Origin of the sequence: Pseudomonas meliae (assembly GCF_001400515.1) — a bacterium.
Lineage (GTDB): Bacteria > Pseudomonadota > Gammaproteobacteria > Pseudomonadales > Pseudomonadaceae > Aquipseudomonas > Aquipseudomonas amygdali.
On sequence record NZ_LJQT01000072.1, the window covers coordinates 1 to 14,312 of the forward strand.

Genomic DNA, 14,312 nt, shown 5'->3' on the forward strand with positions numbered 1-14,312 from the left:
AACCCGGGGCGGTTCAGATCAGTCTCAGCGACCGGTCATGAGCGATTGCAGGCGAGCCTGAGCCTGCTGAGCGTTTTTGCCCTGCTCGTTCAGCTCTTGCAGCAATTTGTTGAGTTCAGCCTGTACGACCGGGTCCTTGACGGTTATCGCCGAACCGGAGATATCGATTTGCGATTTGTGCGCGTCCACATAATCGGCAACCTTCAGGCCGCTCGAAAACGTGCCCTTTATTTGCGGCAAGACTTCACGGAACGTGTTGGCGGGCACGCTCACAGTCCGGTCATAAGCCTTGTCATAAACGACTTTCAAGTCATCGGGCTGCTTGAGTTTGGCATGTGCCGCATCGGCCTTGCCCTGCTCGATGGTCAACTTCTCGCCGACTTCATCCAGACCTGTCTGCACGGCAGCCAGGTCTGCGCGACGTTGAATGACATCGCTTACCGAGCGAAAGGATCCTTTCTGCATCAAGCCAGCGAGAGGCTGCACTGCAGTGTCCATGCCCGCGCCGAAGTCGGAAATAACGGCATAGTGCGAGCTGTAGTCACCAAAGGCTTTCTTTTCATCGTCCGTCAGTTTGGGAACGTGCACACCTGGCTTGTCGATAATTCGGGTTTGCAGGAACTGAGTGAACGCAGTGCGTTGTTCGGGCTCCTTATCCCCGCAGCCAGTCAGCAACAGGGGTAAAGCAACAGCCAGCAGCAAGACTGGACGGAAAAGGGACTTCATGTCAGGAACCTCCGGGTGATGAGAATGCGCGCTCATAGGCACGGCCCGATGAACGCGAGCGTGCTTATAGTCTCGTCATCACCTCATCTAGTTCCGCGACGGGTGAATTTTGAGAAGTTCCGTCCCCAGACCGGCTCACGGAAAATCCGGTCCTTCTCAGCTATTTGAGTCAACAAACGCGAGTACTTCATAGCTTCGCCGCGGCAGCACTAGCCAGGCAAAAGCTCGCCTCGCGGCCCCCGCTAGGAAAGTTCATTAACATTTCTTCATGAGATGAAACGTTTCAGCGGCTAGTCTTCAGCGGACCGACAAAGTGAACAACAGGAGTCAATCACTATGTTTGCACACGAGGGCCTGGGCCTGATCCTTGTCTCCATCGTCTTTCTGCTCGGAGCGATTGCGATGTTCATTCACCCTTTCCACGCGCTGGGGAGCTGGTTCAGGAGGAAGCGGCAGGAACGGAAATCCGATTAGCCATCAATAAATTCGCCACAACAAGGAGGCCCGGTAATAGCCGGGCCTTGCAGCCTCACCCTCTCCCGCCTTCCTTCCCTCGCACAGCGCCAAGACTGTGTGCATACACAGTATTGTTGCGTTAAGTGCATCTAGCGACAGGAGCATTAACCACCAGCTTGATACTGGCCAATTAACATTAAACAATGCCGCGCGCCATGCCTTACATCCGAGAACATTGTAAAGGAATAGCAAATTCTCAAAAATTAGCCATCAATCTGTGGCGTGATGTTTCCAGTATGATACGCTTTCGAAACTCTTTGATGTTGAACTAATGGCCACCAGCCAGCAGTATTGCGCGCAAAATGTCCCAACTAATTTGCCACTAGTGCTTACAGGGTAGTCATGACTAGTCAATCCATCAATGCGACTGCTTATCTTCGCAAATCGGCTGAAGACCATACTCCGAAGCCTACCCGCGTACTTGATTTCGGCAAATGCAGAGGCACCAGAAAAGGCCCGGTTCTTCTGATTGGCTCAGGTCAATCTGCCCGAAACTTCCCGATTCAAGATTTTTCGGACGTCCCCATGATTACCATGAACGGGGCGTTCTCGATGTTTGCAGAAACGAACATCAAACCATTGTTCTACGTGTGTACTGACCGGGACTTTCCCAATCAGCAGCCCGAGCTGTTCGCTGCGGCAATGCGCGAGAGCGAGAATGTCGGCCTCTGGGAAGACCAGTTCAGCTCCGGCATTCCCAGGCCTTCCGGGCGCGCCTATGCGCTGAAGAAATCACCGAGGTTATCCACGGTTGCGGCGCTCTGCTCACGAGACGACGCACTGGTCAGAAAAGTGTCTTTATGGAGTCATAGAAGCAAGGATATCGGCTTCAGCAAAAACCTGGAATTGGGGTTTTTCGACGCTCGCACGGTCATGTATCTCGCCTTGCAATTGTCTTATCACCTTGGTTTTGATAGCGTCTTTCTCGTGGGCTTTGATATGAACCAGTCTGCAGGCCGATTCTATGAATCGTCGACAGATGTGTGCTCGCCTTGTGGACTGGACCAGCACTACGAATCAAGAATTCTCCCGTCACTGGAACTTATGTCGAAGCATGTAGTCGGGGATGATTTTCAAGTGTTCAATTTATCCGACAGCTCGCGAGTTCCGGATGAAGTCATTCCCAAGTTGAGCATTGATGAGGCCCGACTTAAAGTGAGCGTTGCCCGTTACAGCGCTAGCCGAACGTAAACGACCTCCCGATCAGGCAATTTGACGACTCAGTATCTTTCTTCTGCGACTTCTTTTGAAATCGCGCCTGCCTCTGCCTTGTGCACACGCTTTGAGCAAGGCTACCCAACAGGCTCCTGAGCAGGCCGGAACGTGGACAACTGGGCAATCCGGCACTGTCCACCATGTCACTGCCGCCCGACCTATGCGACAATGCGCGCCAATGTCTGGCATGAACCCCCACATTCATATCCCGGCAACGCGGCCATGGCAGGCTGCCGTTGCTGTAGACGTATGCCCGTTGGATCAGCTCATGCTCAGGCGGAGCAGGCTGAACAGCTCCGGTCGTGTCTCGAACACGACACCGCTGACACCAGCGCTCCCCAGTTATTGCCCAAGTTATTGATAGGTAAAGTAATTGATCTCCACAGCTAACATCACGATGCAGTTCGGCCCCAAACCCTTGTTCGAGAATGTCTCGGTCAAGTTTGGCGCCGGTAACCGTTACGGCCTGATTGGCGCGAACGGCTGCGGCAAGTCCACCTTCATGAAAATCCTCGGTGGCGACCTCGAGCCTTCGGGCGGTCAGGTGATGCTGGAGCCGAACGTACGACTGGGTAAGCTGCGCCAGGATCAGTTCGCCTACGAAGAATTCACGGTACTCGACACCGTGATCATGGGCCATGAAGAGCTGTGGAAGGTCAAGGCCGAGCGCGACCGCATCTACTCGCTGCCGGAAATGAGCGAAGACGACGGCATGGCCGTGGCCGAGCTGGAAACCGAGTTTGCGGAAATGGACGGCTACACCGCCGAGTCCCGTGCCGGCGAACTGCTGCTGGGCCTGGGTATCGGCATCGAGCAGCACAACGGCCCGATGAGCGAAGTGTCGCCCGGCTGGAAGCTGCGCGTTCTGCTCGCGCAGGCACTGTTCTCCGATCCGGAAGTGCTGCTGCTCGACGAACCAACCAACCACCTGGACATCAACACCATTCGCTGGCTGGAAAACATCCTCACCCAGCGCAACAGCCTGATGATCATCATCTCCCACGACCGTCACTTCCTGAACAGCGTGTGCACGCACATGGCCGACCTGGATTACGGCGAGTTGCGCCTGTTCCCGGGCAACTATGACGAGTACATGACCGTGGCGACCCAGTCCCGCGAGCAGTTGCTGTCCGACAACGCCAAGAAGAAAGCGCAGATCTCCGAGCTGCAATCGTTCGTCAGCCGCTTTTCGGCCAACGCATCGAAAGCCAAGCAGGCCACTTCCCGAGCCAAGGCGATCGACAAGATCCAGCTGGCCGAGGTCAAGCCGTCCAGCCGTGTCAGCCCGTTCATTCGTTTCGAACAAACCAAAAAGCTGCACCGTCAGGCGGTCATTGTCGATCGCATGGCCAAAGGCTTCGATGGCAAGACACTGTTCAAGGACTTCAGCTTCCAGGTCGAAGCCGGCGAACGTGTTGCAATCATCGGTCCGAACGGCATCGGCAAGACCACCCTGCTACGCACCCTGGTCAACGAGTTGCAACCCGATGCAGGCACGGTCAAGTGGACCGAAGCAGCGGAAATCGGTTACTACGCTCAGGACCACGCTCACGATTTTGAAGACGAATCTACCCTCTTCGACTGGATGGGCCAGTGGACGCAAGGCGGCGAGCAAATGGTACGTGGCACTCTGGGCCGCATGCTGTTCTCCAATGACGAGATCCTCAAGTCGGTCAAAGTGATTTCCGGTGGTGAACAGGGCTGCATGCTGTTCGGCAAGCTGATCCTGCAAAAACCGAACGTGCTGGTGATGGACGAACCGACCAACCACCTGGACATGGAATCCATCGAAGCGCTGAACCTTGCGCTGGAAAACTACCCGGGCACCCTGATTTTCGTCAGCCACGACCGCGAGTTCGTGTCCTCGCTGGCAACCCGCATCATCGAACTCAGCCCAAGCGGCGTGATCGACTTCAGCGGTACCTACGACGACTACCTGCGCAGCCAGGGCGTTTCGTTCTAAGCCTGTCAGGCTGCTACAGCAAAAAGCCCTGTCATGTGACAGGGCTTTTTATTTTCAAAACCGCTACTGGCCCGGCTGGCTGAGCATTTCAATCCACAGCGCACCCTTGCCCGAGGGCGCTTCGCTGACCCGCTGCAAGGCACCGTTCGCCGCAATGGCGTAACTGCCGACCTTGTCGCTTTTCTCACCGCTCACCAGCAACCAGCGCCCATTGGGTGACACCGCAATATTGCGTGGCTGTTTTTCCTGCACCGGATAGTTTTCGACAAACGTCACCTTGCCGCTGGCAGGCTCGACCTTGAACACCGACACGCTGCTGGAAGTGCGCTCGCTGATAAACAGCCACTTGCCATTCGGCGCGAGGCGAATGTCTGCCGCCCAGATACGCGGGGTGGGATCGTCCTTGAGATCATTGTTGCGCGCATCGCGGGCTTGCCCCGGCGCCAGGTTCAAGCGTTTCGGGATACCGTCCGCCGTGCTTGTCTGCTTCAACGCACCGGTTTTCTGGTTAATCGCGAACGCAGTGACAGTGCCACTCATTTCGCCGACCACGTACAGAAATTTGCCATCGGACGAAAATGCCAAGTGGCGTGGGCCGGTATTCTCGGTAACCGCAACGTAGCCCTCGCCAATGGGAACAAGCTTGCCGTCCTTTGGCTCCAGCCGGTATTGCAGAACACGATCAACGCCAAGATTACCGGCGTATACAAAACGGTTGCTCGGGTCGGTGCGCACCGAATGCGCATGCATGCCGGTCTTGTAGGTCTGGATACTGTCGCTGGGGCGGTGTTGCGCATCGATGGGCTGTACGCTGAGCAAATCGGCACCATAGGATGCGCCGAACAGGAAGCGCCCGCTGCGATCGGTAGACAGGTAGGCCAGGCTCTCGGCCAATGGTGCCTGGCTCAGCGGCTTGAGATGCCCTGTTGCAGGCTCGATGCTGAAACTCAGCACTTGATAAGGCTTGGAACGCAGCGCTGCAAATAACGCTTTGCCGTCCGATGAGATGGCCATCGGATTGACCTGGTCTCCGGCTTTGGTCTGCTCGACCAGGCTGAGCGCGCCGCTCTGCTCATCCAGACGGTATTGGGATATAAGGCCGTCAGTGGGACTGGAAATGTAAGCAAACGTGGCTGCCTGGGCAGGCAGGCCAAACGAACAACCGACTGCAGCGGCCAGCAACAGAATATTTCTCATGGTGAACCTTTTTATTATTGTGGTGTGATCAGTCATCCTATGACCATATCTGCAGAACAGCAACTGCCTGATAACCCGCCCATATAAAACCGTTAGCCTGCTTTCTTTTAGTCACAGTGCACGCCATGATGAGGCACTCCCACCGCCTGCCAGCGAAGAGCCCAATGCCTGCCGCACACTCCGGTTCCATGACGATTACCCTGCAAATCGTTTCCATCGTTTTCTACACGTTCATCGCCTTCCTGTGCATCGGTCTGCCTATTGCGGTGCTACCCGGCTATGTTCACGACCAGTTGGGTTTCAGCCCATTGATTGCCGGCCTGACCATTGCCTCGCAATACCTGGCAACGCTGCTGAGTCGACCTTTTGCCGGCCGGGCGACCGATACGCTGGGCAGCAAGCGCTCTATCGTGTTCGGACTGTGGGGCATCGTCATAAGTGGCAGCATGACGTTACTGGCAACGCTGCTTCAGGAGTTTGCCACGCTGAGCCTGTCGATTCTGATCGTTGCGCGACTGTTTCTCGGCGTTTCCCAAGGGCTTATCGGAGTTGGCACTATCAGTTGGTGCATCGGCAAGCTCGGCGCGGAACATACGGCCCGATCAATCTCGTGGAACGGCATCGCGTCCTATGGTGCGATAGCCATTGGTGCACCGCTGGGAGTGATTGTCATCGACGCCGTGGGTTTCAACAGCCTGGGGGGCGCCTTGATCGTGATGGCAGGGCTGGCACTTTGGCTGATCCGCAACAAGCCATCGGTACCGGTCGTAGTCGGTGAGCGCCTGCCCTATTGGTCAGTGTTCGGCCGGATCGCGCCTTATGGTCTGGGACTGACGTTGTCCTCCATCGGCTACGGCACGCTGACCACCTTCATCACCCTGTTTTATCTAAGCCGCGGCTGGGAAGGTGCGGCCTATTGCCTGAGCATGTTTGGCGTGTGCTTTATCCTCGCCCGCCTGCTGTTCATCGGTGCCATCAACCGCCTCGGCGGCTACAACGCGGCCATCGTCTGCATGGCTGTGGAGATCTGCGGACTGCTGATGCTCTGGCTTTCACCGAGCAGCGGCATTGCTCTGGCTGGGGCAGGACTGACCGGTGTGGGGCTTTCACTGGTCTACCCGGCGCTGGGCGTGGAAGCGATCAAAAGCGTAACTACCCCCAGCCGAGGCGCAGGCCTGAGTGCCTACGCTGTGTTCTTCGATCTGGCCTTGGCAATTGCCGGCCCTGTAATGGGGGCTATTGCCTTGGGTCAGGGCTATGACTGGATATTTTTTTACGCGGCGTTGCTGTCGGCGTGCGCGCTGGCGCTGACAATCTGGTTATCACGCCGCACCGCCAACCAAACATATCCAGCATGAACACTACCTTTAGCGCATAAGTTTTTTACTTGTAATTCCGGTCCTTGGTGACGGCGTGAGTAACACCGGCGTTCTGAACATTGATTCCAGCAGTACGCTGATCTCGACCTCGGGCAGCATTGCGCCCTTCCGCGCAGCATCCCTCGCTTCATTAGAGAATGCCGGAACGCTGGACGTGCGCGATGCAGGCAGTGCGCTCACTGGCACATTGACGGTGAACGGCAATTACACCGGCCAGAACGGGCGGCTGCTGTTGCTCTCGGCACTGGGCGATGATGCATCCGCCAGCGACCGACTGGTGGTGGCACAGGGTAGGATCAGTGGTTCTACGCGCATGATCGTCAGCAACGCGGGTGGGCTGGGCACCCTGACCCTTGGCAACGGCATTGAAGTGGTACAAGCCATCAACGGTGCAACCAGCGATAGCAGCGCCTTTTCGTTGCAAAGTCCGCTGTCTGCAGGCGCTTATCAGTATTACCTGTTCAAGGGCGGCGCCACTGCCGGCTCGGAGAACAGCTGGTTCCTGCGCTCTGCGGTGATTGCGCCGCCAACGCCAGCGCCGCCCCCTGTCGAGCCCCTCCCCGAACTTGCACAGCCAACTCCCCAGCCGACACCTGAGCCGACACCAACACCGCAACCTGTGCCCGCCCCGCTCCCAAACCCTGAGCCTGAGCCTGAGCCTGCGCCGACCACCCCGGCCCCGGTCCTCCCGGCAGCCGCACTGCCAGTGCCCGCGATCGGAACACCGCCACTGCCGGAACCCGTTCGCGGAGCCGCGCCCATCGCGTTGTACCGCCCCGAGGTCGCCAACTATTCAGTGGCAGCGCCAAGCGCTGCGGTCCTGGCGCTGAGTTCGCTGGGCACCTTTCATGAGCGCCAGGGTGATCAGGCGCTACTGACTGAATACGGCATGGCGCCTGCCGGATGGGCACGTGTGTTTGGCAGCGACTTCAGGCAACGCTGGTCTGGAGACGTGAGCCCAGGCTTGGACGCTTCATTCAAGGGCTACCAGATCGGCCATGATCTGTATGCCTGGCACTTGGAAAACGGGCGCAGCCAGCGCGTCGGGCTGTTCGTCGCGCATAACCGTCTGGATGGCAAAGTGCAGGGTTTTGCTGAGGGTTTCAGAAACTACGAAACAGGGCACCTGAAACTGAGCGGGCAAAGCCTGGGGGCCTACTGGACGCTGACGACACCCGGTGGCGGGTACGTTGACGCAGTCGCGATGGGCACTCGCCTGGACGGCCGCAGCCGCTCCGTCAGGGGCACAGGTGTCGACATTGAAGGCCATGTGATGAGCCTGTCTGCAGAGGCCGGGTATCCGCTGCCACTCTCACAGCGCTGGGTTGCAGAGCCTCAGCTACAGATCATCTACCAACGCATAGACCTTCAGGATCAGCATGACGGCATTGCCCATCTCGGATTCGACAGTCAGTCTTACACCGCAGGGCGCATCGGCATACGTTTCAAGGGGCGCTATCAATTCAGTAGCGTACCGATAGCGCCTTATCTGCGAGCCAACCTCTGGCACACCAAAGACGGCCATGACACTCTGACATTCGATCATGCAGAGCAGATAAGAACCGAGCATCGATCAACGACGGGCAGTATCGGCGCCGGGATGATAGCGACATTGAGCAGCAAGGCCAGTCTGCACTGGAGCGCTGATTACCTTGTTGATCTGGGCGAACAAGGAACGGAGGGAGTAAACACCAGCCTGGGTTTCAGGCTGGTGTGGTAATGCGACCGTCAGCGCGGGGATGCGCCCTGGTCAGTCTTTCTTCGGTTTGAGGATAAGCACGGCAAGCGGCGGCAGGTTCAGTTTCAGTGAAGCCTCCATCCCATGTGCTGGCTCGTCTTCGGTGTTCACTTCCCCACCATTGCCCATGTTAGAACCTGCGTAGGTTTCCGCGTCGCTGTTCAGCAACTCAGTCCATGCACCTGATACCGGCGCGCCGACACGATAATCCAGGCGCGGCACTGGCGTCATGTTGGCCACCACCAGCAGCGGCTCGCCATCATTGCTCCAGCGCAGGTAGGCAAACACGCTATTGGCCTGGTCGTCGCCGATCAGCCACTGGAAGCCCGCTGGATCAGCATCGCGCTGGTGCAACGCCTTTTCCTGACTATAGATTCGGTTCAGGTCACTGACCAGCTTCTTCACGCCAATATGTTCAGCGTATTTCATCAAGTACCAGTCCAGTTCACGGTCGTGATTCCACTCACGCCACTGACCGAATTCACAGCCCATGAACAGCAGTTTCTTGCCCGGGTGCGTCCACATGAACGACAGATAAGCGCGCAGGTTGGCGAACTTCTGCCAGTGGTCACCCGGCATCTTGTCGATCAGCGAATGTTTGCCGTGTACCACTTCGTCATGGGAAATAGGCAGTACGAAGCGCTCTGACCACGCGTACACCAGGCTGAAGCTCAGCTTGCCGTGGTGGTGTCCGCGATTGATCGGGTCCTCCTCCATGTACTGCAGCGAATCATGCATCCAGCCCATGTTCCACTTGTAGTTGAAGCCCAGCCCACCCTGCTGGGTCGGCTCGCTGACACCCGGCCACGCGGTCGACTCTTCCGCAATCACCATGGTCCCTGGGGCTTCCAGCGCAACTACGTCGTTCAAATGACGCAGAAAGTCGATTGCCTCGAGGTTTTCGCGTCCGCCAAAGCGATTTGGCACCCATTCGCCTGCATTACGCGAATAGTCGCGGTACAGCATTGACGCCACCGCATCCACGCGCAGACCGTCGATGTGGTAATGCTTGAGCCAGTGCAACGCCGAAGCCAGCATGAAGCCATGAACTTCGGTGCGCCCCAGGTTGTAGATCAGCGTGTTCCAGTCCTGATGGAAGCCTTCCTTGGGGTCGGCGTACTCGTACAGCGCGGTGCCGTCGAACTGCGCCAGGCCGTGGGTATCGGTCGGGAAATGCGCAGGCACCCAGTCAAGAATCACGCCGATTTCAGCCCGATGACAGGCCTCGACGAACGCAGCGAAATCTTCCGGCGAACCGTAGCGAGCGGTCGGTGCAAACTGGGCCAGCAACTGATAGCCCCATGAACCCCCGAACGGATGCTCCATGATCGGCATCAGCTCAATGTGGGTGAAGCCGAGTTCCTTCACATAGGGAATCAAGCGGTCAGCCAGCTCGCGCCAGTTGTACTGTCGCCATTGACCGTCTTCGTGCTGCTCCATCTGCCACGAGCCTGCGTGCAGTTCGTAGATCGACAGCGGCGCGGCAACATCGTGGCGGCCTGTCCGTGATTGCAGCCATTCCTGGTCGTTCCACTCGAATTGCAGTGGCGCAGAGACCTTTGACGCGGTGTCGGGCGGCAGCGTAGTGGCCAGAGCCATAGGGTCGCTTTTCTGCGGCAGAATCCCGTGGGCACCGAGGATCTCGTATTTGTAGACTTCACCGGGCTGCAGACGCGGAACGAAAATCTCCCATACGCCGGTCGGGTGACGCAGGCGCATCGGGTGACGACGACCATCCCAGCTGTTGAAACTGCCGACCACCGACACACGGCGGGCATTCGGCGCCCAGACCGCAAAGCGCACACCGTCGACGCCATCGACGTTGGTCACTTGCGCGCCCAGGAAACTGCTCAGGTCGCGGTGGTTGCCTTCGGCAAACAGATAAAGGTCCATCTCGCCCAGCAGCGGACCGAAGCTGTAAGGGTCCTCGGTGATCTGCTCGCCGCCAGCCCATTGGATTTTCAGCAGGTAAGGCTGTGGCTGTTCGAGATGACCGACGAAAAACCCCGGCACCTCGCTCATTTCCATCTCGCCCAGCTCGCGACCATCATCTTTGGCCAGCAGACGCACGCTCAACGCAGCGGGCAGATAGGCACTAACGTATTGCCCGCTGCCGCCGTCACCGTGCGGACCCAGGATCGAGAAAGGATCACGGTGTTCCGCGCGGATCAGCGCGTCGAGGTCCGCAGCAGCGGGAATCGCGCGGCGGCCTGTGCCGGTTTTGTGAGGCGCATTCATATTGGCTCTCCATCAGACGGTTGCAGCAACCCACGCAAGCCTTGCAAGGGAACGGCCAACCAGGCTGGACGATTCTCGGCTTCGTAGATCACTTCATAAGCAGCTTTTTCAAGGGTGAACAATTCCAGTGCGGCGTCCTCCCCTTTTGCATCTTTCCAGGCATGAGCCATTCCGCTCGTTGCCGAGCGATAACCTTCGATAAAGGCTTCCCGCGCCTGCGCCAGGTAGGTCTCGGCGACACGTTTGCGAGCACCGGCAGCCTCAGGCGAGGTATCGACGCTTTGTGCGCTGCGTACTGCCATGGCGGCAGCGTAGTCAAACGAGCGCAAAACACCGCTGACATCCTTGAACGGGCTGTGCTTGGCACGGCGTTCTTCAAGTGCGCGGGCCGGTTCACCCTCGAAATCGATCAGGTAGGCATCGCCTTTGACCACCAGCACTTGCCCGAGGTGCAAGTCACCATGCACGCGAATCCGCAGGCCACCTGCCGAGCGCTTGGCCAGACCTTCGACGCGCTGACGAATCTGCTTGCGCTGTGCAAGCAAATCGCTGACCAGTTGCTGATCGTCCTGTTCCAGATCGCCCTTGCGCTGCTCAAGCAGTTGCAAGGCGCGCTCAAGCTGAGCATTGACGCTGGTTCCGGAGGCCTTGCTGTCCTGACTGCTGGTGACTTCAACAGCGAAGTCTGCATTGTCGGTAGGCGACGCCAGAATCTGGTGCATTTCACCGAGACGCTGACCAAGGCTACGCGAAAAGTCCGCCAGCTCCAGCAACGCATTGTAATGCTGTTCCTGGCCGGAAACGCCATGCGCCAACTCATCGCGTACTGCGCGTTCCAGATTGTTCTGTGTCCACTCCCAAGCGTCACCCTGATTGCTCAGGTAGCCTTGGGCAATCATCAGCAGATTCGGTTTTCCGTCGTTGCCGACACGCACCACAGAGCCAAGCAACGGCGAGATATTCTTGAAGCCAGCGTTGGTCAGGAAAGCACCCATTTCCAGCTCCGGGTGCGTCCCGGCACTGACTTTACGAATCAGTTTGAGCACCAGGCTGCCACCGACGACCACCGAGCTGTTCGACTGCTCGGCAGACAGGTAGCGCACTTCCGACTCTGCGGTGAGGGCGAGCGGTGCCAGCTGCGAACTTTGCTCGAAACGCAACTCGCCGTCAGCGCAGGGGATGACCGTATCCGACTGCATGCCCTGAATCACTGCACGAATGAAGGTTTCCAGAGTAAACGCATCGGTGATCAGCCCTACATCACGATTACGCCGCACTCTGGCAAGTGCCAGTTGCTGTGGCAACGCGCTGCTGATGTCGTCTTCGGCGAGCAAGCCGAATGGCAGCTGATAGCGATCGGTCTGGCCGTCTGCAGTCACTTCTATTTCGCTGAGCAACACAGGGTGCGCCTCATCGCCGAAACGCACCGCATACGCGATATTGACCTGCTCTATGTCCTTGCCCTTGCCTGCGAACCAGCGGCGTTTTGGCAAATAAACAGCCAGTGACGTTTTTTCCATGGTGCTGCGCAGCGGCTCTTCGAGCAACTCCTCAAGGCGCTTCTTGAGCACCAGGGTCGGGAAGTCCGGCATGCTCTGCGCGGGTTCAACGTGCCAACTGGGCATTTGATTCTCCGAAGCCAGTAAAAACCAGTAAAAACCATACGGCGGGAGCGTCAGCAAATAGCTTAACTGCCCGATAGGCGGAAATGCGCTGCCACCGAGCATTTCCACCGGCACTGTGCCTGCGTGAGCCGACAGCTCAAGCTCTGCAGCCTGAGCGGCGCTGGAAACGTTGGCAACACACAACACCACTTCGCTGTGACCATCGGGTGCCGTGTACTCGCGGGTATACGCAAGAATGCGGCGGTTCGACGGCGAGAGCATTTTCAGCGTGCCACGCCCGAATGCCTTCTGCTGTTTGCGCACCGCCAGCATGCGTCGATTCCAGTTCAGCAGCGAGTGCGGGTCACGCTCCTGAATTTCGACGTTGACCGACTGAAAGCCGTACATCGGGTCCATGATCGGCGGCAATACCAGGCTGGCCGGATCTGCACGCGAAAAGCCGCCGTTGCGGTCGATCGACCACTGCATCGGCGTACGCACACCATCCCGGTCGCCTAGATAGATGTTGTCGCCCATGCCGATCTCATCACCGTAATACAACGTCGGCGTGCCGGGCATCGACAACAGCATGCTGTTCAACAGTTCGACCCGGCGGCGGTCCCGATCAACCAGTGGTGCCAGGCGTCGACGAATACCCAGGTTGATCCGCGCGCGGCGGTCAGCGGCATAGTAATTCCAGAGGTAATCACGCTCACGATCCGTCACCATTTCCAAGGTCAGTTCGTCGTGGTTGCGGAGGAAAATCGCCCACTGGCAATTCTCCGGAATTTCCGGTGTCTGGCGCAGAATATCGGTGATCGGAAAGCGGTCTTCCTGCGCCAGCGCCATGTACATGCGCGGCATCAGCGGGAAGTGAAACGCCATGTGACATTCGTCGCCATCCGGCCCCTTGCTGTCGCCGAAATACAGCTGGGTGTCTTCCGGCCATTGATTGGCCTCGGCCAGCAGCATGCGGTCCGGGTAGTTCGCATCGATCTCGGCGCGAATACGCTTGAGCACCTGATGGGTTTCCGGAAGGTTCTCGTTATTGGTGCCATCGCGTTCGATCAGGTATGGGATAGCGTCCAGACGCAAACCGTCAATGCCCAGGTCCAGCCAGAAGCGCATGACTTCAAGCACCGCATCAAGTACGTGCGGGTTATCGAAGTTCAGGTCTGGTTGGTGGGAGTAAAAACGGTGCCAGAAGTATTGCCCGGCGACCGGGTCCCAGGTCCAGTTGGACGTTTCTGTGTCGAGAAAAATGATCCGCGTGCCGTCGTACTTCTGGTCGGTGTCCGACCAGACATAGAAATCCCGTGCCTTTGAGCCGGGCTTGGCATGACGCGCTTTCTGAAACCACGGGTGCTGGTCGGACGTATGGTTGATAACCAGCTCACTGATCACCCGCAGGCCACGCTTGTGCGCCTGGGCAATGAAGCGCTTGGCATCGGCCATGGTGCCGTAATCGCTATGCACATCGCGGTATTCGGAAATATCGTAGCCATCGTCCCGGCGCGGCGACGGGTAGAACGGCAGCAACCAGATGGTGTTGACCCCCAGCGCGGCAATGTAGTCGAGCTTTTCGATCAAGCCCGCGAAATCGCCGATCCCGTCGTTATTGGAATCGAAGAACGATTTCACATGAACCTGGTAAATCACCGCATCCTTGTACCAGAGCGGGTCTTTGATGAATGTCGCGTCACCGGGCTTCTTGGCCATTACTGACTCCTTGGGAG

The 14,312-nt window shown here is 57.9% G+C and carries 7 protein-coding genes and 1 pseudogene; 4 read left to right on the forward strand and 4 right to left on the reverse strand.

Annotated elements, in window-relative coordinates; translation table 11 throughout:
- Positions 1-24: 24 nt before the first annotated feature.
- Entirely contained in the window at positions 25-726 is a 702-nt protein-coding gene (locus ALO64_RS03060) for a DUF3053 domain-containing protein (protein ID WP_005732846.1), read from the reverse strand.
- 858 nt (positions 727-1,584) lie between these two features.
- Between ALO64_RS03060 and ALO64_RS03065 the strand changes: the two genes are divergently transcribed.
- The gene (locus tag ALO64_RS03065; protein WP_044344590.1) at positions 1,585-2,433 is read left to right on the forward strand and encodes an LPS biosynthesis protein; all 849 of its coding nucleotides are present in this window, start codon (positions 1,585-1,587) and stop codon (positions 2,431-2,433) included.
- A 397-nt stretch (positions 2,434-2,830) separates the two neighbouring features.
- Positions 2,831-4,420, forward strand: coding sequence for an ABC-F family ATPase (locus tag ALO64_RS03070; RefSeq protein WP_082303434.1), 1,590 nt, complete (start codon positions 2,831-2,833; stop codon positions 4,418-4,420).
- 63 nt (positions 4,421-4,483) lie between these two features.
- Here ALO64_RS03070 and ALO64_RS03075 read toward each other — a convergent pair whose 3' ends face one another.
- A complete protein-coding gene (locus tag ALO64_RS03075) occupies positions 4,484-5,617 on the reverse strand; it encodes a lactonase family protein (protein ID WP_004665526.1) in 1,134 nt (377 codons plus the stop codon).
- Between the two features lie 164 nt (positions 5,618-5,781).
- Between ALO64_RS03075 and ALO64_RS03080 the strand changes: the two genes are divergently transcribed.
- Together ALO64_RS03080 and ALO64_RS03085 are read left to right on the forward strand one after the other, a co-directional pair.
- On the forward strand, positions 5,782-6,975 hold the full coding sequence (locus ALO64_RS03080; protein WP_044344592.1) for an MFS transporter: 1,194 nt from the start codon (positions 5,782-5,784) through the stop codon (positions 6,973-6,975).
- A gap of 40 nt (positions 6,976-7,015) precedes the next feature.
- Positions 7,016-8,716 (forward strand): annotated as a pseudogene (locus ALO64_RS03085) (autotransporter family protein); the annotation flags it as partial.
- A gap of 30 nt (positions 8,717-8,746) precedes the next feature.
- Here ALO64_RS03085 and glgB read toward each other — a convergent pair.
- Both glgB and treS read right to left on the reverse strand, forming a co-directional pair.
- Positions 8,747-10,972: a 1,4-alpha-glucan branching protein GlgB gene (glgB, locus tag ALO64_RS03090; RefSeq protein ID WP_044344593.1), complete on the reverse strand. Its 2,226-nt coding sequence runs from the start codon at positions 10,970-10,972 to the stop codon at positions 8,747-8,749.
- Entirely contained in the window at positions 10,969-14,295 is a 3,327-nt protein-coding gene (gene treS, locus ALO64_RS03095; protein WP_044323661.1) for a maltose alpha-D-glucosyltransferase, read from the reverse strand. Before treS ends, glgB begins: the two co-directional genes overlap by 4 nt.
- Between the last annotated feature and the right edge of the window lie 17 nt (positions 14,296-14,312).